We start from the raw sequence: 23,092 nt of genomic DNA, 5'->3' as shown, positions 1-23,092 counted from the left end.
ATGCTATTACTACGCAACTATTGGCTCGGCTTGAGCGCGGCGCTGGCCCTATTGGTCAGCGGCGGCGCTCTGGCACAGTCGCCGCTATTTACACCGATCTACGAGGTGCTTACCCACCCGAGGTGTTTGAACTGCCACACCCTGACCGACTTCCCGCGTCAGGGCGATGAACGCCGCCGCCACGACCAGCTGGTTATGCGCGGTGAAGATAATCACGGCGCGCCGACCCTGCAGTGTTCAGCCTGTCACCAGGAACAAAACGTGGCGGAAGACAAAGTACCAGGTGCGCCGCACTGGGGCCTGGCACCACTGAGCATGGGCTGGGAAGGTATGGGGCCGAGAGAACTCTGCACGGTGCTGAAAGACCAAAGCAAAAATGGCGGCAAAGACCTGCAAGCCCTGCTCAAACACATGGAGGAGGACCCGCTGGTGCTGTGGGGCTTTGATCCCGGCGAGGGCCGAACACTCCCGCCCGTGGACCACACCCGCTTTGTTGAACTATTGGAGCAATGGGTGAACGCAGGCGGCCCCTGTTAAGCCACTCACCTGATGGTGTGACTACGGTATTTGTCGCGGCAGTCACACCGTCATTGCTTAAGCCGATAACCGCTGCGAAACATCCAGGTAATCAAGGCCAGGCACAACAGCAAAAAGAATACGGTCATCCCCAGACTGACACCGACGTTCACGTCGGCAACGTCGTAAAAACTCCAGCGAAAACCACTAATCAGGTAGACCACCGGATTCGCCAAGGTAATGGTCTGCCACAGCGGTGGCAACATGCTGATTGAGTAAAAGCTGCCGCCCAAAAACGCCAGCGGCGTCACGATCAGCATCGGCACTATCTGCAATTTCTCAAAGCCGTCGGCCCAGACGCCGATAATGAAACCGAATAAACTGAAGGTCACCGCCGTTAACACCAAGAAGCCGAGCATCCAAAAGGGATGCGCGATGCTGTAGTCGACAAAAAGCCGAGCGGTCGCCAGCATAATCAACCCGATGATAATCGACTTGCTCGCCGCCGCCCCGACATAGCCCAGTAGAATCTCTGGCAGGGCAACGGGTGCTGACAGCAGCTCGTAGATGGTGCCGTTGTATTTAGGGAAGAAAATACCAAACGCGGCATTGGAGATACTCTCAGTCAGCAGCGCCAACATCACCAACCCGGGAATAATAAACGCGCCGTAGCTGATGCCGTCGATAGCGACCATTTTCGAACCGATTGCCGAGCCGAATACCACAAAATATAGCGAGGTCGAAATCACCGGCGACGCGATACTTTGCAGCAGCGTCCGCCAGGCTCGGTTCATTTCAAACAAATAGATTGCGCGCACTGCATGCAAATTCACTGCTCCACCTCCACCGCTGCTGACGACTGATCGCTGTCGGCAACCAGGCTGACAAAAATTTCCTCCAGCGAGCGCTGGGTTGAATGCAGGTCTTTGTAATCGATGCCGTGCATTTCCAAGTGACGAAACAATTCGGCAATGCCGGTGTGTTCGCTTTGGCTGTCGTAGTGGTATACCAGCTCGTGGCCATCGTCAGTCAGGCTCAGCGGATAGCCCCCAAGATCGGCGGGCAATTCGCTAAGCGGTTGCTGCAATTGCAGGCGCAGCTGCTTTTGCCCCAGCTTTTCCATCAATCGGTTCTTTTCTTCAACCAGCACAATTTCGCCGCGGCGAATAACACCGATGCGATCGGCCATTTCCTCGGCCTCTTCAATGTAATGCGTGGTTAAAATGATCGTCACACCTCGCTCGCGCAGGCCGTGAACCATCTGCCACATATCGCGCCGCAGTTCGACATCCACCCCCGCCGTGGGCTCGTCGAGAAACAAAATTTCAGGCTCATGAGACAGGGCCTTAGCAATCATTACGCGCCGCTTCATGCCGCCAGATAACGCCATAATCCGCTCGTCTTTTTTATCCCACAGCGATAGCTGGCGAAGTATTTGCTCCAGATAAGCATCATTTTTCGGCTTGCCGAACAAGCCCCGGCTAAAGGTCACCGTGGCCCATACACTTTCAAAACCGTCGGTCGACAGTTCTTGAGGAACAAGGCCAATAAGCTGCCTGGCACGCCGATAATCGGAAACGATGTTGAAGGCGCCGGCGTGAATCTGCCCGGCCGTGGCATTCACAATGCCGCAGATTATGCTGATCAAGGTTGTTTTACCGGCCCCGTTAGGGCCGAGTAACGCGAAGATCTCGCCGCGCCGAATATCCAAATTGACGCCGCGCAGCGCTTGAAAGCCTGAGTCATAGACTTTGCTAACGTCTTTCACACTAATAACAGAGGACACAAATGCTCCTAATTTACCCGCAATGCGACGAACCGTGCTCGACGCGAGGTCAAAGCCCTCCTTTCACAGCACACTCGATGCGCACCTCGCGCCCAGCATATAGCAGTGGGAGCGGATGGCAGGCGCAGAGGCAAAGCCGGAATGGTTCGGGGTTATCATTGAGGTTTTCACACACTGAGCGAGAGTGTCGCCCAGCTGAGCGGCACGTTCAACCGCTAGTGTTCAACGGCCGACACTGTCGCCAAAACATAGCGGCAGCCGTGTTACACATTTCTTCTACGGTTGAGCTGTCCAGATAGATACCATCGATCAGCAAGCGACTCATACCGTGCAGGGTCGACCAGCTTAACTGCGCGTAACGCAGTGGGTCGAAATTCGCGGCGAAAATACCGCCCGCCTGCAGTTGGCGAAAGTGGTCAACATACTCGCGAAACGCCGTGTAGGCCTCCGCTTTGAGGCTCGCCGTGAGCGCCGCCGACTTCCACAGTTTGCCGCCAAACATTAGGTCGTAATACTCGGCATTGCTTACCGCGAAATTGACGTAGCGACGAACAAAGGCCTGCAAACTCGCCTCGCTGAAGGTGTCAACATTCCAAAGTTCGGCGTCCGCATTGACTTGCCGAAAACGACGAAAGCCCTCTTCGGCAATCCCGCAGAGCAAACTGTGCTTATCGCTGAAGTGATGATAGGGGGCGGTGCGAGAAACCCCCAACTCCTGCGCCAGACGCCGCATCGACAGTCCTTCCTCACCTTCCTCACGCAGCAGACGCGCGGCAACATCCAGAAGCTGCGCACGCAGATCACCGTGATGGTAGGCGCCGGATGGCTTGTTGGCAGGGGCTTGGGACATGGCGGCAATATAGCAGCCACCGGCGATAGCGTCCATCTTGACAGCGTCAACATTTGTCTCTAGCCTTGGCATCTGGACAGCGTCAAGTTACGTCAATGAGAGGACACCACCATGAGCGCCTACCCCACATTAATGCAGCCCCTGGACTTGGGCTTCACTCAGCTGAAAAACCGAGTCCTGATGGGCTCCATGCACACCGGCCTGGAAGAAGCTGAAAACGGCTTCGAACGCATGGCGGCGTTCTTTGCTGAGCGCGCTCGCGGCGGTGTCGCGCTGATCGTGACCGGCGGCTTTGGCCCCAACAAGCGCGCCTCGACCCACGAACACACCAAAATGCTGGAAACCGAAGCAGACTGCGAAGGCCACCGTATTGTGACCGACGCCGTCCACGCCGAGGGCGGTAAGATCTGCATGCAGATCCTGCACACTGGCCGCTACGCGTTTAACGAAAACCCCATCGCGCCGTCAGCGATCCGTGCCCCCATCAATGTTTTCACTCCCAAGGCGGCGACTGAAGACGATATCGAACAGGAAATCCAAGACTTTATTCGCAGCGCCACATTGGCCCAAAAGGCCGGCTACGACGGCGTTGAGATTATGGGCTCCGAGGGCTACTTCATTAACCAATTCCTGGCCGCTCGCACCAACCAGCGCGACGACCAGTGGGGTGGCAGCTACGAGAATCGTATGCGCCTGGCCGTTGAAGTGGTACGCCGCGTACGAGAAGCGGTGGGCGAAGAATTCATCATCATTTACCGCCTGTCGATGCTGGACCTGGTAGAGGGCGGCAGCAGTTATGACGAGGCTGTACAACTTGGTAAAGCCATTGAGAAAGCCGGCGCTACGCTGATCAATACCGGCATCGGCTGGCACGAAGCGCGCATCCCAACGATCGCCACCAAGGTGCCTCGCGCTGCCTTCACCTGGGTAACCAAGCGTTTCCGCGAAGCACTCAGCATTCCGGTAATTACTTCTAACCGCATTAACACCCCTGACGTTGCTGAGCGCGTCCTCGCCGAAGGCGACGCCGACATGGTGTCGATGGCCCGCCCCTTCCTCGCCGACCCCGAATTTATCGTCAAGGCCGCCGAAGGCCGCAGTGACGAAATCAACACTTGCATCGGCTGCAACCAGGCTTGTCTCGATCACGTGTTCACCGGCCGCATGACCAGCTGCTTGGTTAACCCACGAGCCTGTCACGAAACCGAACTGAACATCGCCGCAACAAACTCACCCAAGCGTCTGGCAGTGGTCGGCGCCGGCCCTGCGGGCCTGGCCTTTGCCTGCACCGCCGCGGAGCGCGGCCATAATGTGACGCTGTTCGATGCCGACCCGGTTATCGGTGGGCAGTTCAATATTGCCCGCAAAGTGCCGGGTAAAGAGGAGTTTGCGGAGACCCTGCGCTACTTCGGCCGCCGTCTGGAACTGGCTGGCGTAACGCTGCAACTCGGCCAACGCGTGGACGCCAATATGCTGAATGACGGCGATTTCGATGAAGTCATACTGGCAACAGGCATTGTGCCGCGTACCCCCGCCATTCCCGGCATCGACCACCCGATGGTAATGAGCTACCTGGACGTCCTGCGCGACGACAAACCCGTTGGCAAGAACGTCGCCATTATCGGCGCGGGCGGCATCGGTTTTGATGTTGCCGAAGCGCTAACACACAGCAGCGATGCCAGCCAGAACATTGAAACCTTCATGAAAGAATGGGGTGTTGATATGACGCTGCAAGCGCGCGGCGGCATTGAGGGTGTAGCCGCTCAACCTTCGCCCTCACCGCGCCAGGTTCACCTGCTGCAGCGTAAAACCAGCAAAGTGGGCAACGGCCTGGGCAAAACGACCGGCTGGATTCACCGCGCTGGCTTGCAGCATAAAGGTGTGAATATGGTCGCCGGCTGTGAGTACCTCGGTATTGATGACCAGGGCCTGCGTATTCGCGTCGGTGACGAGGAGAAAACCTTATCCGTCGACAACGTGATTGTCTGCGCCGGCCAGGAGCCTCGCCGCGAACTCTGCGACGGCTTGAATAAGCCCGTTCACCTGATCGGGGGCGCCGATGTCGCCGCCGAGCTGGATGCAAAACGCGCCATCGACCAGGGCACTCGCCTCGCCGCCAGCCTGTAATCATCGCCTCGCCCCCCTTCCTGCGTATACTGCGCAGGAAGGGGGAAGCACGATGCTCATACAAAACCACACAGCGGGGCGCCATCAGCGCTGCGCTGTTTTGCTACTTTTCAGCCTGACACTGGCAATCGCACCCCCCCTGCATGCCGAGACGGCAAAGCCGGCTCATCATGGCGAGAGCGAGTTCCGCAACCCTCATTGGCCAACGTTCAACAAGAGCCTCTGGGAATTACTCCGACTGCGCTTTTTCTCTGACTTAACCATTGCCGACCAAGCCTCTCAACGCCAGCGCATTCGCGTTGTCAGTGAGGTCGCCGATCTTCATATTTCCCCATCAGCCCCCCTGCAAGTAACGTGGCTGGGGCACTCCAGCTTTCTGCTGCAATACCGGGGATTAGCCATTCTAACCGACCCCATTTTTTCTCGGCGCGCGTCGCCGGTACAATGGCTCGGCCCGGAGCGTTTGGTTGCCCAGCCCATTGGCCCACCCCAGTTGCCACCGATTGATGTGGTAATTATCTCCCACGATCACTACGACCATTTAGATGAGCGCAGCATTCGCGCACTGGGCAATCAGCCGGTGTATCTGGTGCCGCTGAAACTCGGTGACACCCTGCAAGACTTTGGCATCGCCGCGACAAGAATCGTCGAGCGCGACTGGTGGCAAGCCTTCCAACTTGACTCCCTCACCGCCACCGCCACACCGTCGCAACACTGGTCTGGCAGGGGCATCACCGACCGTTTCAAGTCGCTGTGGGCCTCCTGGCATCTGCGCATAGACGATATGCAGCTGTGGTTTGGCGGTGACACCGGGTACAACACCGAGCAATTCAAAAGCATTGGCGAGCGCTTCCCCGATATCGACTTGGCCCTGATTCCCATCGGCGCCTACAAGCCGAGAAGTTTCCTGAAAGAACAACATGTCGACCCCGCTGAGGCAGTGCAGATACATCGAGATATTGGTGCAGCACAGAGTATCGGTATACATTGGGCGACGTTTCAGCTGTCGGCAGAAGATATCGATGCGCCGCAGCACGATTTGCGCAGGGCGGTTGAAGACGCTGGTTTGTCACCCAGCAGCTTCGACACCATGCAAATTGGCGAAACTCGACAGCTTATGCCGTCACAAATTATTCATCCATAATCGGCACACTGACACTTTTACCCAGGTCATTCTATGTCTCGTTTCCTGCCGGTTTTACTGACCCTGCCACTCTTGCTGGCAACACTTTCCAGCAGTGCAACCGAACGCCACTGGCAAACCCAAGAATACACGCTGAATCAGCGCCCGTTGTCAGAGTTGAGCGGGCTCGCGGCGAGCGGCGCCCACCCCGGTTACTATTGGGCCCACAACGACAGCGGCGACCGCCCCACCTTGTATCTGATTAAGCCCGGCGAGGACAAGCTGAAGTCGGTGAGCGTGCGCGGCGCCAGCGCCGCCGACTGGGAAGACATGGCGAGCTTTAGTGAGGGCGACGCCCACTATCTTCTCGTTGGAGACATCGGAGATAACCTGGCGATTCGACCGATGATCGACATTTACCTGCTGAGAGAGGGCGGGGCCCCACAGGCACCATCACTAACCCTGCTGCGGCGCTATACCCTGGTTTTCGATGGCGGCCCCCGCGATGTGGAAGGGCTTGCCGTGGACCCTGAGCAACGTATGGTCTACCTGCTGAGCAAGAGAGAGCGCCACCCGAAACTGTACCGTTTTTCGCTGGACAGCCTGCCCGACGAACCCGTGTTACTCAGCGCACTGGGCGAGATCAAAAGCCTACCCACCACTGAGTCACACACCCCGCAAAGAAAGGGCGGCATTACCCAGCACTCCCCCACCGGCTTGGATTTCGCCGCAGATGGTAGCGCGGCGGTAATCAGTACCCTCGGAGAGAGTTACTATTTTGTGCGGCAGGGCCAGCAAAGCTGGCTAAGTGTGTTGAACACGTCTCCCCAAGCACTGGGGGCACCGCCATTGCGGCAAGCGGAATCGATCGCCATCAGCCGCGATGGCAACACAATATTACTGGGTAGCGAAGGCCTTCCGACAAAGCTGCTAAGCTTTCAGCCTACATCGCATTGAGCCCAGCGGGGCTCGCACAGTAAAAGGACGTCTGCCTATGCACCCCACAATAAAAAGTTGGCACCAACTTCTAAGCCGCCGCGATACAACCGGTTTGGAAAATTTACTCGCCGATGACGCAGTATTTCACTCGCCCATCGTCCACACCCCGCAGCGCGGCAAGGACGTCACGGCACTGTATTTATCTGCGGCGTTTCAAGTTTTAGTTAATGACAGTTTTCACTACGTACGCGAGGTCGAGGGCGCTAATGACGCAGTGCTGGAATTCGCGGTCGTTATCGATGGCGTTCAGGTCAACGGCGTGGATATGATTCGCTGGAATGCAGAGGGGAAAATCACCGACTTTAAAGTGATGCTGCGACCACTCAAAGCGATCAATTTGATACACCAAAAAATGGCAGAGATGCTGGACGCGCTAGCTTCGTAAACTGCGATTAACAGGCGCTGGCAGCAAGGCCCCAGCGCCCAGGCCCATTACGGGATAATGCAGAACATGGTGATGACGACGCCAGCACCGGCAAACCATACCAAGCTGCGCAGCGCACCCCAGTTAAGTAAGTAACAAGCGGTGTAAAGCACGCGAATCGCCACATAGGCCATGGCCAGTATATTCAGGGAATCCGCTGGCGCATTGGAAAAATGCGCAATGATCACAGCCGCCGCAAACAACGGAAAACTCTCAAAGCTGTTGTTCATTGCCGCAACGGCGCGCGCTGGGCGCCCTTCCAGTTGCGCTAACCACTGGCGCGGGTGATTGTTGTCGTAGGCCTTGCCACCAACCTTACCCCCTTTGGCCAGCAGGCCGGTCAGCGGTGACATCATCCCCGCAATCAATACACACCATAGTGCTATTGTCATTGTTTTCCCCTTAGCGATTGATTAAGTGATTTATCGTTATTGAGGTGCCCTAATCATCGGGCCCCGGTTTCAGTAAACAGCGCAGCCAATTCAAGGTGCCATTTTTACCGAGCACCATTTTGTCTACACCATCAAAGAATTTTTGCAGCCCCTGCGGATCGGCAAAGTAATCGGCGCGGGTTTTCATCGGGCGCTCGGGATCGAGCTGCTTGACCACTTTGGCAGGATTCCCCGCCACCACAACATTGGCGGGCACGTCGCGAGTAACCACCGCCCCGGCGGCAACCACGCTGTTATCACCAATCGTCACGCCCTTTAGAACGGTGCTGTGATCACCCAGCCACACATTGTTGCCAATATGAACCGGTTTGACTTCCTCACTGCGCGCAGTGCGATCGTAGATGTCGTGCCAATCGCTGTCGGTAATGTAGACGCCATTAGCCATCATCACGCTGTCGCCGATCACGATTTCATCGCTGGCAGAGATCCGCCCGCCGGGGCTGATTAATACATAGTCGCCAATACTGATGCGCCCCTGGTCGGGCTCGCGCCCCCACACGCCGATCTTCACCCGCGCCTCTGGCTCTGCAATCACAGTGGCGCAGCGGCCAATCGAGACATTGGGCCCTGATATGGAGATATACCAGGGTTTCATAAACGTGGGATAATCACCCAACGCGTCGCAGGCGGGCCGCAGAAAATGCAGGGTGTACCAATGCCTGAAACGCAGATAATTTTTCTTCACCCAGTAGGGGCGCCGATCCTGACGCATAGCGAACTCGCACTGTTGTTATTGCCGCACAGTGTCGCAGGGCTTGATGAGGGTAGCAATTCCAACAAGGTTACCAATTCATGAAAAAAACCAGCGATGGCCGGCAGTCACGGCGCATCGAAAGCAGCCAGACCGCCATTCACGAGCGCTTGGAAGAGGTGGTGCGCAAACACCTTCACCACGCTTTTTTAAAGCCTTATGCCAAGCACAATCAGCAGGCGTTTGACGAAGCCAATACGTGGCTGCGACAACAGCGCAGCCCTCTTATTATCGATTCATTCTGCGGCGTTGGTGAAAGTACCTGGCGACTGGCTGAGCGCCATCCGGATTGCGCCGTTATCGGTATCGATAAATCCGCAGCCCGCCTCGAAAAGCATAGCTCGCACTGCCGTCGCGCCCGAGACAACTACCTGTTAGTGCGCGCGGATGTGGATGACTTCTGGCGACTGGCCTGTGATGCCGGTTGGCAGGCCGACGCCCACTATTTGTTATATCCCAATCCCTGGCCCAAACCCGGACAGCTTAGTTACCGCGTGCATGGCTCGCCCTTATTTCCCAGCCTGCTAACCCTGGGTGGACAAATCGAGCTGCGCAGCAACTGGCCGGTATACGTACAAGAGTTTGCTCACGCCTTGAAAATAGCGGGTAGAACCGCAGAACTCGGTACGTTTGCGGCCGAACACCCGCTCACGCCTTTTGAAAGAAAGTACCAACTCGCTGGTCAAACACTGTGGCGATGCACCAGCTCCAATTAAGCGCAAAACGATGCTGAATGCAGACGTAGGCGTTATACTCGGCGAGCGATGAATACAGATGACAACACCATGAGTACCTCCGCCCCCGACGATAAGGTTTGGCAAAGTATCCGAGAGGAAACCGCCGCAGAAGTTGAACGCGAGCCTGTGCTCGCCAGCTTCCTGCACGCCACCATACTCAATCACGACCGTCTTGAAGATGCCCTAAGCTATCACTTGGCGCATATGCTGGACAGCCCCGCCGCGTCGAGCCTATTGGTCCGAGAAGTGATCGACCAGGCATTTGCCGCCGAGCCCTGCATTCGCAAGGCATTGCGCGCCGACCTGTGCGCCGTGCTGGAGCGCGATTCAGCCTGCAGCTTGTTGTCAGTGCCCTTCCTATATTTTAAGGGTTATCACGCTCTGCAGTCCTACCGCGTTGCCCATTGGCTGTGGCGCCAGGGGCGCAGCTCATTGGCGCTGTTTTTTCAGAACCGCATAAGCTGTGAGTTCGGTGTCGACATTCACCCTGCCGCGAAGGTCGGACACGGGGTATTGATGGATCACGCCACCGGCATCGTGATCGGCGAGACCGCCGTCGTCGGCAACAATGTTTCGCTGATGCAGTCGGTGACGCTGGGAGGAACGGGCAAGGAACATGGCGACCGCCACCCCAAAGTAGCAGATGGCGTATTGATCAGCGCGGGAGCGAAAATCCTCGGCAACATTCGCATTGGCGAAGGCTCCCATGTAGCGGCCGGCAGCGTGGTACTAAAAGCGGTACCGCCGCACAGCCTCGTCGCCGGCGTTCCCGCTAAGGTGATTGGCAAACCCGATACCGAGGCGCCGGCCCTATCCATGAATCACAGCGCCTGCTGCGACGATTAAGGCCTGTACGCGACAACAAATAGCCTGCTGCGACGATTAAGTACCTACACGCGAAAACAGATAGTCTGTTGCGGCAAGTGCAGCTTAACCACAATTAGGGCGAATGCCCTGAGCACGCGCCTGCTGATACAGTGGCGCCGCTTTTTTCTGCTGGCGTTGTAAGTCGTTAATCCGGGTCTGGTGAGAGGGGTGGGTCGACATAAACTCGGGCGGCTGGCCATTGCCGGCGGCGCTCATGTTTTTCCATAAATCGATACTGGCTGCCGGGTTAAAGCCCGCTCGTGCCATCAGGTCTACTCCCAATACATCGGCTTCAGACTCCTGGGCACGGCCGTAGGGCAACACCAAGCCATATTGTGCACCGAGACCCAACATCCCCATCACCGTGGCTTTTTGTGGGCTATCGCCCAGCAATACCGCCAATAACTGCGCACCGGTGCCGGTGACGCTTTGCAATGACATTCTTTCCGCGCTGTGTTGCGCTAACACGTGGGCGACTTCGTGGCCGAGCACAGTCGCCAGCTGATCGGCATTTTTCGCGACACTAAAGATGCCGGTATGCACGCCAATCTTTTTACCGGGCAACGCAAAGGCATTGGCGGACTTTTCTTCAAACACCACCACTTCCCAACTGCCGCGCCACTGTGCAGGTAAACGCGCCGTGATTGCATCGGCAACACAGGTGACGTAGCCGTTGACCTTGCCATCGCGATTGACCGTCATCTTCTGCTTCATTTCATCGAAGGCCACAACACCCATTTGCGACATTTCCCCGTTAGAAAACAACATCATTTGTCGCCGCCCAGTCGGAGACTCAACACAGGCAAGCAGGGTAAGTACGGCAGCAGCAAGGGCGACAATCCGTATTGTTTTCATTCCTTCTCTCCAAAAAGCGGCAATCTATGAATACGTTTGATACGTTATGCATTATGGCACAGCCTCCAGCCTGGCTGGCAATCACCTTAACTGAGGACGCCCCGTGAGCGAAGTGTGTGACTGGTGTGGCAGTGACGAGCAATATCGACGCTACCACGACGACGAGTGGGGAAGGCCCTGCAGAGACGACGACAAATTATTCGAGTTTTTGATTCTCGAGTCCGCTCAAGCCGGACTGAATTGGCTAACGATACTGCGCAAGCGCGAAGGCTATCGCAGGCTGTTCGCCAATTTCTCCGCGCAACGTGTAGCGGCATTTACGCCAGCCGATACTGAGCGCTTAATGGCCGACCCCGCGATTGTTAGAAACCGCATGAAGATAGAAAGCGCGATCAATAACGCCCAGCGCTTTCTTGAAGTACAGCAGGAATATGGCAGTTTCGCCCACTACCTGTGGGGCTTTGTTGAGCACAGACCGATTCAAAATCAATGGCAAAGCCTGGCCGATGTCCCAGCCACTACGTCGCTTTCAGATAGCATTAGCAAAGATATGAAGAAGCGCGGCTTCCGCTTTTTTGGCAGCACGATCTGTTACGCCTATTTACAGGCGATGGGCTTGGTTAATGACCATATGGTCACCTGCCCGGCTCACCAACAATGTGCCGCCCTGGCCTGATGCTGGCTCGGGCACTAATGGCCTCCAGCGTGGACTAATTACCGTATACTCTATTTAGGCGCGGCACAGCGCGACAAGGGGCTTCCACATGACAACCACACGAATTGCACTCAGCCTGCTCACTGCCTTGCTAGTCAGTGCCTGCAGCAGCACGGATGTACGCACCGACTACAATCCTCGCGCGAACTTCGCTAGCTATCAGCAGTACAGCTGGTCTGAAGACAGCGGCGCCGACAAAAGTGTCTCACCGTTTATCGCCGAACAAGTCAAAAGCGCGCTGAAAACCCGATTGGATGCCGGCCTGTATAAGCTGCGTCCTGACGGCGCCGATTTCCTGGTGCGCTACTACACTGCCCAGGCGGCCAACACCATTGACCGCAGCCCGCGGCTGGGGATTGGACTGGGCAGTTTCTCCGGAAATTTCGGGCTTAGCACCTCTGTCGGCGTGCCGCTCGGCAAGGACAAGGTCAATCGCAATGTGCAAATTCTTATCGACTTACTGGACGGGTCCAGCAAAGCATTGAGCTGGCGCGGTTCACTGGTCATTGAACTGGACGACCAGGACCCCAAGGTTAACCAAGCTCGAATAGACAGTGCCGTTGGCGAAATTTGGTCGCAATTTCCGCCGCGCTAACGCTGCGGCGCTAGCGATTGCGCCAGGGAAACAGGCCTGCCAGCGCCTCTGCTGACATTTCCCGCAGCAGGGCCATATTGCGCTCCGGGATGCCGTGGATGTCAGGGTGACTGGCCACCGCCGCGGCTACGCTGTCCTCGCGCAAGAGGTGGAGAATTGGCCACGGCGCCCGGTTGCTGTAATTTGCCGGATCGCTTGCCTCACAACCCTCGAAACAGTACTCGGGGTGAAAACTGGCCACTTGAAACTGCCCGCGCCAAGGGCTGCTCTCCAGCAGGTCCTCAACAATGCCAACAAACTCCCAGTAATCGTCAAAACTCTCTTGCAGTGCTGGCACCACCAGCAGGCTGGTTTCCAGTGTGCCGGGGTCGGTGTCGGCCAATTTCATCAGCTCTGCATAACACCGTTCGAGCAGCGCCTGCGGATCTTGCTCATCGGCAACAGCAATGCGAATGCTTCCCTGCTGCCTGGGCCTCGCCGCAAAGGGGCACAACTGCTGAGCAATCACTACTGAGTCCAGCCAATCACTCACTTCAGCCACTATTTGCGCCTTACCCGCCGCGACGTCCGACATGTTCTTTTCTCCTAGTGTTCAGGCCGCCAGTATACCTCCCGGCCCGTCGCAATATAACTGATCGAAATTTGGCCAACCCGCGCTAGACGGATTCGCCATAAGCAGAGCCAGCTGCGCGCCAAGCGCGTAATGTAGGTACTGCTACACTTACATTGAGCACAACCGAGGTGTCAGCGGTTTAACACATTCGGCATTCTCGCCGCGAATAAGATTGGGAGCAGTCAATGAAAAGATATTTCTTTCTGGCGGACAATCTCGACAAGTTAGCCGCCATTGAACACGACCTGGAAGAGAACGGCCTGTCCCGTCCTCAAATTCATGTACTCAGCCACGATGATAGTGGTGTCGCCCAGCGTAAACTCAACGAGGTGGAGGCGGTACTGCGCAAAGATGTTGTGTTTGCCATGCAGCGCGGAGCACTCATCGGCCTAGGTGGCTTCGCCCTAGTGTTAGCGAGCGCTCACTATTCTGGGGTAACGCAGATTGCCGGCTGGACACCCTTTGTTTTTCTGGCAATCGTGGTTCTGGGCTTTTTCACCTGGGAAGGCGGCTTATTCGGTATTCAGGAGCCTCACCACGACTTCAAGCGCTTTGAACAAGCACTGAGTAGCGGGCGACACCTGCTAATGATCGATGCGGGCAGTCGTGAGCAAAGCGCCCTGAACCGCGTGACCGCACACTACCCAGAGCTGGAATTCTCCGGCACCGGGGAAGGCGCTCCGGCATGGGTAATCGGCTTGCAGAACCGCTGGCGGCACTTTGTTGAGGTTATGCCCTGAGCCGGCACAAGACAGCCATAAAAAAACCACGCTTAGCGTGGTTTTTTTATGCGTTGTTTAGCGGTGGTATTCCGGCGACAGCTCTCTCACCGCGTTGATATAGGCCCCCGCATGTTCGGGATCCACCTCTGGCGTAATACCGTGGCCCAGGTTGAAAACATGACCCACACCGCTACCATACTCGGCAAGAATGGTCGCCACTTCTTCACGAATCCGCTTGGGTGAGGCGCGCAGCATAGCGGGGTCCATATTGCCCTGCAGCGCCACTTTGTCGCCAACCCGTTTGCGCGCCGCACCAATATCCGTCGTCCAGTCCAGGCCCAGTGCATTGGCGCCGGTATCGGCCATACTCTCCAGCCACTGGCCACCATTTTTCGTGAACAGAATTGCGGGTACGGCACGGCCGTCGTGCTCTTTGATCAAGCCATCGACGATCTGCTTCATATAGCGCAGGCTAAACTCTTGGTAGGCGCGGTGCCCCAACGCACCGCCCCAGGTATCAAATATCTGCACCGCTTGCGCACCGGCGCGAATCTGGTCATTCAAATAAGCGGTAACGCTCTGCGCCAGCTTGTCCAGAAGGGCGTGCATGGTTTCCGGCTCATCGAACGCCAGCGCCTTGCAGCGCCCGTGATCTTTAGAGCCGCCGCCTTCTACCATATAGGTGGCCAGTGTCCACGGGCTGCCAGAAAAGCCGATAAGCGGCACGCGACCATTGAGAGCGCTGCGAATCGCTCGCACGGCGTCACAGACATAGGTCAGGTCGTTTTCACCATCGACAACCGGCAGCGCCTCTACGTCAGCCATGCTGCGCACCGTTTTGCGAAAGCGCGGCCCCTCTCCGGTTTCAAAATACAGCCCCAGGCCCATGGCGTCGGGAATCGTCAATATATCCGAGAACAGGATAGCGGCATCGAGCGGGTAGCGCTCCAGCGGCTGTAGGGTCACTTCACAAGCCAGCTCTGTGTTTTTGCAAAGCGACAGAAAATCGCCCGCTTTACCGCGTGTCGCCCGATACTCAGGCAAATACCTGCCAGCCTGACGCATCATCCATACCGGCGTGTAATCCACCGGCTGGCGCATTAACGCCCGTAAAAACGTATCGTTTTTCAATTCACTCATGGCACCATCACCTTGCTTCAAACACGACGACGCCGAGCACGGTCGGCACAGCAATGCTGCTACAACCGGGCTCGGCGTCCGTCGTTGGCTATACTTTCAGGTAGTCGAGAATACCTTCTGCAGCTTGACGACCTTCCCAGACTGCAGTTACCACCAAATCGGAACCGCGTACCATATCACCCCCAGCAAACACTTTGGGGTTTGTGGTCTGGAATTTAAACAATTGTTGCTCGGGCGCCTTAACGCCGCCCCAGGACTCCAGCTCAACCTGCTGATCCTTTAACCACTCTGGCGGGTTCGGCTGGAAACCAAAGGCAACCAAGACCACATCGGCAGGGATAATTTCTTCACTACCGGGAATCGCTTCCGGGCGGCGGCGGCCATTCTCATCGGGCTCACCCAGCTGAGTGGTTACCACTTTTACGCCTTCAACTTTGCCGTTGCCAACAATGGCAACAGGTTGGCGATTGAACAAGAACTCCACGCCCTCTTCACGCGCATTTTGCACCTCGCGACGCGAGCCAGGCATGTTTTCTTCGTCGCGGCGGTAGGCACAGGTTACACTTTGCGCACCTTGGCGGATCGACGTGCGGTTACAGTCCATTGCGGTATCACCGCCACCAAGCACAACCACGCGCTTACCATTGACGCTAATGAAGTCGCCGGCATCCTTTTCCCAACCCATGTTGCGATTGACGTTAGACACCAGGAACGGCAGTGCGTCGTACACGCCGTCGAGGTCTTCGCCCGGGAAACCGCCCTTCATGTACTTATAGGTACCCATTCCCATGAACACGGCATCGTAATCGGCCAGCAGTTGCTCCATCGTGATGTCGGTGCCGATGTCCGTATTCAGGCGGAACTCCACGCCCATTTCTTCCAGCACGCGACGACGACGCTGTACCACGGACTTTTCGAGCTTGAACTCGGGAATACCAAAGGTCAGCAAGCCGCCGATCTCAGGGTAGCGATCAAACACTACAGGCTTAACGCCGGCACGCACCAGAACGTCGGCGCAACCAATGCCCGCGGGCCCCGCACCAATGACGGCAACTTTTTTGTCGGTCCATACACGCTTGGACATGTCTGGGCGCCAGCCCAGCTCCAACGCGGTGTCGGTAATGTATTTTTCCGTTGAGCCGATGGTTACCGCGCCGAAGCCGTCGTTCAGGGTACAGGCACCCTCGCACAGGCGGTCTTGCGGGCACACGCGTCCACATACTTCCGGCAAGCTGTTTGTCTGATGGCTTAATTCCGCCGCCTCAAACAAATTGCCCTCACTTACCAACTTTAACCAGTTGGGAATAAAGTTATGTACCGGGCACTTCCACTCACAGTAGGGGTTGCCGCAGCCCAGGCAGCGGTGCGCCTGATGCTGAACTTCCTCTTCTTTGTAAGGCTCGTAAATTTCTACAAAAGCCTCGCGGCGCTGCACCATATCTTTCTTGCTGGGGTCTTGGCGACCCACATCAAGAAACTGAAATGTATTCTGCAAACGTTCAGCCATATCTTCTACCTCTTCGCTACGCGGCTACTTATTCCGGACGCCGTCTGGTGGTTTCCAGCAGGCGGCTGAGGCTTGCTGCTTTTGGCTTGATCATCCAGAACTTGCCGATGTAGTCGTCGAAATTATCGAGAATATGCTGCCCCCAGGCACTGCCTGTTTCCTCAACAAACTCTTCGATATTGCCGCGCAAATGAGCGCGGTAAGCTTCCAGTGACTCAGAGGTGATCCGGCAGATCTCCACCAGTTCACTGTTATAGCGATCTACGAAGGTGTTCTCTTCGTCGAGTACGTAGGCGAAACCGCCCGTCATACCCGCACCAAAGTTCACCCCGGTGTTGCCCAACACGGTGACATTGCCACCGGTCATGTATTCACAGCAGTGGTCACCGGCCCCCTCAATCACGGCATGAGACCCGGAGTTGCGCACTGCGAAACGCTCACCCGCCGTACCTGCCGCAAACAACTTACCGCCGGTCGCGCCGTAAAGGCAGGTGTTGCCGACAATAGAGGTTTCCTGACTGGCAAAGGCACTGCCACGCGGGGGATATATCACCAGCTTACCGCCCGCCATACCTTTACCCACGTAGTCGTTGGCATCGCCTTCGAGGTACATATGCAGGCCGCCCGCGTTCCACACACCAAAGCTCTGGCCGGCAGTACCTTCCAAGCGCAACACAATCGGTGCATCTTCCATATCCAGATTGCCGTGACGCTTGGCAATTTCACCGGATATCCGCGCACCAATCGAACGGTCACAGTTATTGACGTGGAAGCTATACTCGCCGCCCGATTTTGCTTCGATGGCCGACAATACAGCCGCCACCATTGCTTCGGCTTTTTCGCCTTTATCGAAGGGCTCGTTGAGGGCAACCTGGCAAAACTCCGGCTGACCTTCAGCATCGGCATCTTTGTGAAGAATGGGCGACAGGTCCAACAGTCCCTGCTTTTCCGTCTCGCCTGCTTTTTGAACCAGCAAGTCGGTGCGGCCGATCAGCTCATCCATGCTGCGTACGCCAATCTGCGCCATCCACTCACGCGTTTCTTCTGCGACGAACTTGAAGAAGTTCATCACCATTTCAACCGTGCCAATAAAGTGGTCGTCACGCAGGCGTTCGTCCTGAGTCGCAACCCCGGTAGCACAGTTATTCAAGTGACAGATACGCAGGTATTTACAGCCCAGAGCTACCATCGGCGTGGTACCAAAGCCGAAACTCTCTGCGCCGAGGATAGCCGCTTTCACGACATCCAGGCCGGTCTTCAGGCCACCGTCGGTTTGCACCCGCACTTTACCGCGCAGGCCATTGCCACGCAGCGTTTGCTGGGCTTCTGCCAGACCGAGCTCCCAAGGTGAGCCAGCATAACGGATGGACGTGATCGGGCTCGCCGCCGTACCACCGTCGTAACCGGAAATAGTGATCAAGTCCGCATAGGCCTTCGCCACACCAGCGGCGATGGTGCCCACACCGGGCTCAGATACCAGCTTCACCGACACCAGCGCCTGCGGGTTCACCTGCTTGAGGTCGAAAATCAGCTGAGCCAAATCCTCGATAGAGTAAATATCGTGGTGAGGCGGCGGTGAAATCAGCGTTACACCCGGTACTGAATGGCGCAGGCGCGCGATCAAGGCATTGACCTTGCCACCCGGCAGCTGGCCACCTTCACCGGGCTTGGCGCCCTGAGCGACTTTAATTTGCAGTACTTCGGCATTCACCAGGTAGTGAGGCGTAACACCAAAGCGGCCCGATGCGATCTGCTTAATTTTTGAAACGCGCTCGGTACCGAAACGGGCGGGGTCTTCACCACCTTCACCGGAGTTTGAACGCGCACCCAGGCGATTCATCGCCGCCGCTAATGCTTCATGAGCCTCGGGGCTCAATGCACCCAGCGACATACCGGCGGAGTCAAAGCGGCTGAGAATTTTCTCTGCGGGCTCAACTTCCTCCAGCGGGATGGGGGTGACGTCACTGCTGAAATCCAACAGGTCGCGCAGGGTAGCAACCGGACGTGTGTTCACCAGCTCTGCGTACTTTTTCCAGTCAGCGTAGTTACCACTCTTAACCGCTTCTTGCAGACGCATCACAACGTCCGGGTTAAAGGCATGGTATTCCTTGCCGTGAACGTACTTGAGCAAGCCACCCTGATCGATTGGCTTGCGCGGCAGCCAGGCGATGGTCGCCAGGGCTTCCTGGTCTTGCTGAAGCTGAGCAAAGTTAACGCCGGCGATGCGGCTAGCCACACCTTTAAAGCAGCTATTGATCACATCATCGTCGAGGCCAACGGCTTCAAAGAGCTGGGCACCACGGTATGAGGAGATCGATGAAATCCCCATTTTCGACATGATCTTCAGCAGGCCTTTGTTAATGCCTTTAACGTAATTTTCGTAGGTTGTTTGCTCGTCACCGAGAATTTCTCCGCTGCTCAGCATGTCGCTCAGTACAGCAAAAGACATATAAGGGTAGACGGCGGTGGCGCCAAAACCGAACAGACAGGCCATTTGGTGAGAGTCGCGAGCGCTACCACTTTCAATTACCAGGTTGGCATCACAGCGAAGACCTTGCTTGATCAAGTGGTGGTGAACCGCACCGGTGGCCAGCAAGCTGTGCACGGTCAACAGGCCGGGCTCCACAGCACGGTCGCTCAACACAAGAATCACATCGCCACCGCGCACGGCGTCTTCTGCCGCCGCCGCCACATCGCGAACGGCTTGCTGCAGGTTCTTCTCTGCAGGGTCGTAGCAAAGGTCGATGGTTACCCGCGGATAACGTGGCGAGTCTACCGCCATCAATCGGTCAAACTTGTCTGGCGACAAAACCGGACTGCTTAGAATCAAGCGATCAGCGTGATCGGCCGTTTGCTCGAAGACATTTTGCTCGGCGCCCAGCAACGTCTCCAGGCTCATCACGATGGACTCACGAAGTGGGTCAATGGGCGGATTGGTAACTTGAGCGAATTTTTGTCGGAAGTAGTCGTACAGCGACCGCTCGCTGCGCGAAAGCACAGCCATTGGCGTGTCATCACCCATCGAACCAACGGCTTCGTTACCGCTATCGGCCAGAGGCGACAGCACTTGCTCGCGCTCTTCAAAGCTTACCTGGAAATATTTTTGCAGGCTTTCCAAGTGATCCGCTTCGGGCAACGCCGGGCGATTGCCCTGGCCGAGCTGATCCTGCAGGCGATTCGCGTTATCACGCAACCACTGTTTGTAGGGGTGGGCGCTTTTCAGCCGCTCATCGACATCTTTCGTGTGCAGGACTTCGCCGGTCTCGGTATCAACAACCAGAATCTGCCCTGGCCCAACGCGCCCCTTGGCAACAACGTCATCCGGCTGGTAGCCGTAGGTGCCGATTTCCGAGGCAACGGTGATGAAACCATTTTTGGTGATGACCCAGCGTGACGGACGCAAACCGTTGCGGTCCAACATACATACCGCGTAGCGGCCGTCGGTCATTACCAAACCCGCAGGGCCATCCCAGGGTTCCATGTGCATGGAGTTATATTCGTAGAATGCCTTCAAGTCGGCATCCATGTGTTCGATATTTTGCCAAGCAGGTGGCACCAGCATGCGAACGGCACGGAACAGATCCATACCACCGGCCACCAACAGCTCAAGCATATTATCCAGGCTTGACGAGTCAGAGCCCGTGCGATTCACCAGCGGCGCCAGAGCCTCTACATCGGGAATGCGGGGGCTGCTGAAATTCTTGGTGCGCGCGTCCGCCCAGTTGCGGTTGCCCTCAACGGTATTGATTTCACCATTGTGAGCCAGCATGCGGAATGGCTGAGCCAAAGGCCAGCGCGGCATGGTGTTGGTAGAGAAGCGTTGGTGGAAAACACAAATCGCCGTTTCCAACTCGGGGTTGGCAAGGTCGAGGTAGAAATGGGGCAAATCCACCGGCATGACCAAGCCTTTGTATGACACGACATCGGCGGACAGGCTACAAATGTAAAACTCACTGTCATCAGCGAGCGCCATTTCGACTTGACGACGCACAATAAACAGGCGCGTGGTCAGCTCTTGGGCAGTCAGGCCTTCAACGTTGATAAACAGCTGCTCAATGCGTGGCAGGCTTGCCAAGGCGATATCACCACACACCGATGCATCGACCGGCACAGGGCGCCAGCCCGCTTGCTGCAGGCCGTTTTCACCAAGAATCTTTTCAAGAGTCGCGCGCGCAGCCGCCGCCTTGCCTTCGTCCTGGCTTAAAAAGATCTGGCCGATACCATATAACTCGGTCAGCTCGCCGCCAAAGGCGTCGCGGGCCGCTTGGCGCAGAAAGCTGTCCGGCTTCTTCAACAGCAAACCACAGCCATCACCGGTTTTGCCATCTGCCGCGATACCACCGCGGTGAGTCATGCAGGTCAGTGATTCGATGGCAGTCTTCAACAATTCGTGGCTAGCAGTGCCCTGCATGTGGGCAATTAGCCCAAAACCACAGTTGTCGCGCACATCTTCAGGTCTGTACAGGCCTGTACTCATAAAACGACTCTCACAAAATATATAAGAAAAACAAGCAGATAGTCGAAATGACAGCTCGGCGCACGCTTGCGTACCCGAAAAAAGGAGGGACATTCTACACGTATGCAGCAAGCCGGACAAACGCCGGCCAAAAATTGCTCAAATTTCAGCCAAAAATCTTATGGCTGGACACCTGCATCGACCAATATCTGCGCGATTTGCTCCGGGCTCGCCGCCTCGGTAACTACCGCCTCACCCAGGCCCTGTAAAAGCACCAGGCGCAAGCGCCCATCTATCACTTTCTTGTCGCGGCCCATGAGTTGCAGGAACTGCGCCACATTCATCGCTGGCGGGGGCGATATCGGCAGACCGGCTTTCACCATTAGCGCATTGCCACGGCGCAATACCTCTGCATCCAACCACCCCAGCGATACTGACAAGGCCATTGCCAGCGACATTCCCGCGGCAACCGCCTCGCCGTGCAGCCAGCTTCCGTAGCCTTCGGCGGTTTCTATTGCGTGGCCAAAAGTATGCCCGAGATTCAGAATAGCGCGACGCCCGCCTTCTCTCTCGTCTTCAGCGACCACTTTGGCTTTGTTTTCACAGCTGCGAAACACCGCCTCAGCCAGGGCCTCGCCATCGCGAGCCATCAGTGCATCGATATTTTGCTCTAACCACTCAAAGAAAGGCGCGTCGCAAATGAGCCCGTACTTGATCACCTCAGCGATACCCGCCGCGTATTCGCGCTCTGGCAAGCTGTCCAATAAACTCAGATCGGCCACCACACACTCAGGCTGGTGAAAGGCACCAATCATGTTTTTACCGAGCGGATGGTTAACGCCCGTCTTCCCTCCAACAGAGGAGTCAACCATCGCTAACAGCGTAGTTGGCAGCTGAATAAAAGCGACGCCTCGCTGGTAACTCGCTGCTGCGAAACCGCACATATCTCCTACGACACCGCCACCCAGGGCGATCAGCGTAGTGCTGCGGTTGTGGTTATCGGTGAGCAGGCGATCAAAAACGGTGGCCATAACATCCAGCGTCTTATTCGCTTCGCCGTCGGGCAGAACCACCGTGGAGAGTTGCTTGCCTTCAAGCTGCCTAGCAACTGCATCGAGGTAGAGGGGAGCCACGCGATCATTGCTAACAACACAGGCCTGCTTGCCGCCTATGTAACGCTGCCAGTCCAGGCCTTCGCCGGCCAGTAAATCGCGACCAATGAAAATAGGGTAGCTGCGCTCACCCAGCGACACCTGAAGCTGCTTCATGGAATTGCCCGATATTGTTAGTGGAAAGAGGTAGGCGGGAAATTATATCAGCATCACGACGACAGGTCGCCGCTGCGAATTTTTTCAACCAACTCTTGCACGACTGTGCGTGGGCTTCGCTGATCAGTGGTAATACTGTAGTCAGCCAACTGTAAATAGAGGGGCTCTCGTTCGGCCATTAAGCGCCTAAGCGTCTCCTCAGGATTACCCTGCTGAAGCAAGGGCCGCTTGCGGTCTTTCGCTGTGCGCCGAATTTGTTCGTCAACCGAGGTGCGAAGATAAACAACCGTACCCCGCGTCATCATCAATGCGCGATTATCATCGCGCAGCACCGCACCACCACCGGTAGAAACTACCGCTCCAGGACTGTCACTGAGGTCGCTAAGCATCTGCGCCTCACGCTCGCGAAAGCCTTCCTCGCCTTCCATGTCGAATATCCAGGGTATGTCTACCCCGGCTCGCTCTTCAATCTCTCGATCGACGTCGTAGAATTCCATGTTCAGGCTGTCAGCCAGCAGCTTACCAATGGTGCTCTTCCCTGCCCCCATTGGCCCGACTAAATATATAACTTCCGTTTTCCGCATTGCTC

Annotated in this window: 22 protein-coding genes; 10 read left to right on the top strand and 12 right to left on the bottom strand. The window is 56.5% G+C overall.

What is annotated here, in order from left to right; all coding sequences use genetic code 11:
• Positions 1-537 (top strand): hypothetical protein, encoded by a 537-nt coding sequence (locus AC2Q8J_RS12910; RefSeq protein ID WP_204996233.1) that lies wholly within the window; start codon positions 1-3, stop codon positions 535-537.
• A gap of 50 nt (positions 538-587) precedes the next feature.
• Here the strand turns inward: AC2Q8J_RS12910 and AC2Q8J_RS12905 are convergent, their stop codons facing one another.
• The 3 genes from AC2Q8J_RS12905 to AC2Q8J_RS12895 form a co-directional block, all read right to left on the bottom strand.
• Positions 588-1,349, bottom strand: coding sequence for an ABC transporter permease (locus tag AC2Q8J_RS12905; RefSeq protein ID WP_286837829.1), 762 nt, complete (start codon positions 1,347-1,349; stop codon positions 588-590).
• Positions 1,346-2,302 (bottom strand): ABC transporter ATP-binding protein, encoded by a 957-nt coding sequence (locus AC2Q8J_RS12900; protein WP_204996232.1) that lies wholly within the window; start codon positions 2,300-2,302, stop codon positions 1,346-1,348. Before AC2Q8J_RS12900 ends, AC2Q8J_RS12905 begins: the two co-directional genes overlap by 4 nt.
• A gap of 208 nt (positions 2,303-2,510) precedes the next feature.
• Positions 2,511-3,188 (bottom strand): TetR/AcrR family transcriptional regulator, encoded by a 678-nt coding sequence (locus AC2Q8J_RS12895; RefSeq protein ID WP_239547748.1) that lies wholly within the window; start codon positions 3,186-3,188, stop codon positions 2,511-2,513.
• Positions 3,189-3,263: 75 nt separating this feature from the next.
• Here AC2Q8J_RS12895 and AC2Q8J_RS12890 point away from each other — a divergent pair, with 75 nt between their 5' ends.
• Genes AC2Q8J_RS12890 through AC2Q8J_RS12875 form a run of 4 tightly spaced genes read left to right on the top strand, consistent with a single transcriptional unit; the run spans position 3,264 to position 7,786 of the window.
• Positions 3,264-5,279, top strand: a complete 2,016-nt coding sequence (locus AC2Q8J_RS12890; protein ID WP_486451473.1) for an oxidoreductase — start codon at positions 3,264-3,266, stop codon at positions 5,277-5,279.
• A 52-nt stretch (positions 5,280-5,331) separates the two neighbouring features.
• Positions 5,332-6,423 carry an MBL fold metallo-hydrolase gene (locus AC2Q8J_RS12885; protein ID WP_486451472.1) on the top strand — a complete coding sequence of 364 codons (1,092 nt, stop codon included), beginning with the start codon at positions 5,332-5,334 and terminating at the stop codon, positions 6,421-6,423.
• 33 nt (positions 6,424-6,456) lie between these two features.
• Complete coding sequence (locus tag AC2Q8J_RS12880) at positions 6,457-7,359, top strand: hypothetical protein (RefSeq protein ID WP_486451471.1); 903 nt, start codon at positions 6,457-6,459, stop codon at positions 7,357-7,359.
• 37 nt (positions 7,360-7,396) lie between these two features.
• Positions 7,397-7,786, top strand: a complete 390-nt coding sequence (locus tag AC2Q8J_RS12875) for a nuclear transport factor 2 family protein (RefSeq protein ID WP_486451470.1) — start codon at positions 7,397-7,399, stop codon at positions 7,784-7,786.
• Between the two features lie 47 nt (positions 7,787-7,833).
• Here AC2Q8J_RS12875 and AC2Q8J_RS12870 read toward each other — a convergent pair whose 3' ends face one another.
• Positions 7,834-8,217 (bottom strand): MAPEG family protein, encoded by a 384-nt coding sequence (locus AC2Q8J_RS12870; RefSeq protein WP_486451469.1) that lies wholly within the window; start codon positions 8,215-8,217, stop codon positions 7,834-7,836.
• Between the two features lie 49 nt (positions 8,218-8,266).
• A complete protein-coding gene (locus AC2Q8J_RS12865) occupies positions 8,267-8,989 on the bottom strand; it encodes an acyltransferase (protein ID WP_486451468.1) in 723 nt (240 codons plus the stop codon).
• 80 nt (positions 8,990-9,069) lie between these two features.
• Here AC2Q8J_RS12865 and trmB point away from each other — a divergent pair, with 80 nt between their 5' ends.
• The gene (gene trmB, locus AC2Q8J_RS12860; RefSeq protein WP_486451467.1) at positions 9,070-9,744 is read left to right on the top strand and encodes a tRNA (guanine(46)-N(7))-methyltransferase TrmB; all 675 of its coding nucleotides are present in this window, start codon (positions 9,070-9,072) and stop codon (positions 9,742-9,744) included.
• 48 nt (positions 9,745-9,792) lie between these two features.
• Positions 9,793-10,611, top strand: coding sequence for a serine O-acetyltransferase (cysE, locus tag AC2Q8J_RS12855; RefSeq protein WP_486451466.1), 819 nt, complete (start codon positions 9,793-9,795; stop codon positions 10,609-10,611).
• Positions 10,612-10,695: 84 nt separating this feature from the next.
• Here cysE and AC2Q8J_RS12850 read toward each other — a convergent pair whose 3' ends face one another.
• Positions 10,696-11,487: a M48 family metallopeptidase gene (locus AC2Q8J_RS12850; protein ID WP_486451465.1), complete on the bottom strand. Its 792-nt coding sequence runs from the start codon at positions 11,485-11,487 to the stop codon at positions 10,696-10,698.
• A 103-nt stretch (positions 11,488-11,590) separates the two neighbouring features.
• On the opposite strand from AC2Q8J_RS12850, the gene AC2Q8J_RS12845 reads away from it, so the two are divergent.
• Together AC2Q8J_RS12845 and AC2Q8J_RS12840 are read left to right on the top strand one after the other, a co-directional pair.
• Positions 11,591-12,163, top strand: coding sequence for a DNA-3-methyladenine glycosylase I (locus AC2Q8J_RS12845; RefSeq protein ID WP_424144692.1), 573 nt, complete (start codon positions 11,591-11,593; stop codon positions 12,161-12,163).
• A gap of 88 nt (positions 12,164-12,251) precedes the next feature.
• Positions 12,252-12,797, top strand: coding sequence for a DUF4136 domain-containing protein (locus tag AC2Q8J_RS12840; RefSeq protein ID WP_486451464.1), 546 nt, complete (start codon positions 12,252-12,254; stop codon positions 12,795-12,797).
• A 10-nt stretch (positions 12,798-12,807) separates the two neighbouring features.
• Here the strand turns inward: AC2Q8J_RS12840 and AC2Q8J_RS12835 are convergent, their stop codons facing one another.
• Entirely contained in the window at positions 12,808-13,371 is a 564-nt protein-coding gene (locus AC2Q8J_RS12835; RefSeq protein ID WP_204996222.1) for a DUF1415 domain-containing protein, read from the bottom strand.
• Between the two features lie 224 nt (positions 13,372-13,595).
• Here AC2Q8J_RS12835 and AC2Q8J_RS12830 point away from each other — a divergent pair, with 224 nt between their 5' ends.
• Positions 13,596-14,150: an NAD/FAD-utilizing enzyme gene (locus tag AC2Q8J_RS12830; RefSeq protein ID WP_204996221.1), complete on the top strand. Its 555-nt coding sequence runs from the start codon at positions 13,596-13,598 to the stop codon at positions 14,148-14,150.
• 57 nt (positions 14,151-14,207) lie between these two features.
• Here AC2Q8J_RS12830 and hemE read toward each other — a convergent pair whose 3' ends face one another.
• The 5 genes from hemE to aroK form a co-directional block, all read right to left on the bottom strand.
• Positions 14,208-15,272, bottom strand: a complete 1,065-nt coding sequence (gene hemE, locus AC2Q8J_RS12825) for a uroporphyrinogen decarboxylase (RefSeq protein WP_486451463.1) — start codon at positions 15,270-15,272, stop codon at positions 14,208-14,210.
• A gap of 88 nt (positions 15,273-15,360) precedes the next feature.
• Positions 15,361-16,779, bottom strand: a complete 1,419-nt coding sequence (locus tag AC2Q8J_RS12820; RefSeq protein ID WP_204996219.1) for an FAD-dependent oxidoreductase — start codon at positions 16,777-16,779, stop codon at positions 15,361-15,363.
• 28 nt (positions 16,780-16,807) lie between these two features.
• A complete protein-coding gene (gene gltB / locus AC2Q8J_RS12815) occupies positions 16,808-21,256 on the bottom strand; it encodes a glutamate synthase large subunit (protein ID WP_486451462.1) in 4,449 nt (1,482 codons plus the stop codon).
• A 158-nt stretch (positions 21,257-21,414) separates the two neighbouring features.
• Positions 21,415-22,503: a 3-dehydroquinate synthase gene (gene aroB / locus AC2Q8J_RS12810; RefSeq protein ID WP_204996217.1), complete on the bottom strand. Its 1,089-nt coding sequence runs from the start codon at positions 22,501-22,503 to the stop codon at positions 21,415-21,417.
• 53 nt (positions 22,504-22,556) lie between these two features.
• Positions 22,557-23,087 (bottom strand): shikimate kinase AroK, encoded by a 531-nt coding sequence (aroK, locus tag AC2Q8J_RS12805; protein ID WP_204996216.1) that lies wholly within the window; start codon positions 23,085-23,087, stop codon positions 22,557-22,559.
• Positions 23,088-23,092: the final 5 nt, after the last annotated feature.

It is taken from the genome of Spongiibacter sp. C9W, from assembly GCF_057370015.1.
The sequence above is the reverse complement of the archived record's forward strand: the minus strand, read 5'-3'. Positions and strand labels throughout refer to the sequence as shown.

Coding starts and splice junctions, on each gene's coding strand:
- AC2Q8J_RS12880 (WP_486451471.1), top strand. CDS start 6,457: ATGTCTCGTTTCCTGCCGGTTTTACTGACCCTGCCACTCTTGCTGGCA.
- AC2Q8J_RS12895 (WP_239547748.1), bottom strand. CDS start 3,188: ATGGACGCTATCGCCGGTGGCTGCTATATTGCCGCCATGTCCCAAGCC.
- AC2Q8J_RS12835 (WP_204996222.1), bottom strand. CDS start 13,371: ATGTCGGACGTCGCGGCGGGTAAGGCGCAAATAGTGGCTGAAGTGAGT.
- AC2Q8J_RS12850 (WP_486451465.1), bottom strand. CDS start 11,487: ATGAAAACAATACGGATTGTCGCCCTTGCTGCTGCCGTACTTACCCTG.
- trmB (WP_486451467.1), top strand. CDS start 9,070: ATGAAAAAAACCAGCGATGGCCGGCAGTCACGGCGCATCGAAAGCAGC.
- AC2Q8J_RS12830 (WP_204996221.1), top strand. CDS start 13,596: ATGAAAAGATATTTCTTTCTGGCGGACAATCTCGACAAGTTAGCCGCC.
- AC2Q8J_RS12890 (WP_486451473.1), top strand. CDS start 3,264: ATGAGCGCCTACCCCACATTAATGCAGCCCCTGGACTTGGGCTTCACT.
- AC2Q8J_RS12870 (WP_486451469.1), bottom strand. CDS start 8,217: ATGACAATAGCACTATGGTGTGTATTGATTGCGGGGATGATGTCACCG.
- AC2Q8J_RS12865 (WP_486451468.1), bottom strand. CDS start 8,989: ATGCGTCAGGATCGGCGCCCCTACTGGGTGAAGAAAAATTATCTGCGT.
- AC2Q8J_RS12820 (WP_204996219.1), bottom strand. CDS start 16,779: ATGGCTGAACGTTTGCAGAATACATTTCAGTTTCTTGATGTGGGTCGC.
- AC2Q8J_RS12885 (WP_486451472.1), top strand. CDS start 5,332: ATGCTCATACAAAACCACACAGCGGGGCGCCATCAGCGCTGCGCTGTT.
- aroK (WP_204996216.1), bottom strand. CDS start 23,087: ATGCGGAAAACGGAAGTTATATATTTAGTCGGGCCAATGGGGGCAGGG.
- AC2Q8J_RS12840 (WP_486451464.1), top strand. CDS start 12,252: ATGACAACCACACGAATTGCACTCAGCCTGCTCACTGCCTTGCTAGTC.
- aroB (WP_204996217.1), bottom strand. CDS start 22,503: ATGAAGCAGCTTCAGGTGTCGCTGGGTGAGCGCAGCTACCCTATTTTC.
- hemE (WP_486451463.1), bottom strand. CDS start 15,272: ATGAGTGAATTGAAAAACGATACGTTTTTACGGGCGTTAATGCGCCAG.
- gltB (WP_486451462.1), bottom strand. CDS start 21,256: ATGAGTACAGGCCTGTACAGACCTGAAGATGTGCGCGACAACTGTGGT.
- cysE (WP_486451466.1), top strand. CDS start 9,793: ATGAATACAGATGACAACACCATGAGTACCTCCGCCCCCGACGATAAG.
- AC2Q8J_RS12910 (WP_204996233.1), top strand. CDS start 1: ATGCTATTACTACGCAACTATTGGCTCGGCTTGAGCGCGGCGCTGGCC.
- AC2Q8J_RS12875 (WP_486451470.1), top strand. CDS start 7,397: ATGCACCCCACAATAAAAAGTTGGCACCAACTTCTAAGCCGCCGCGAT.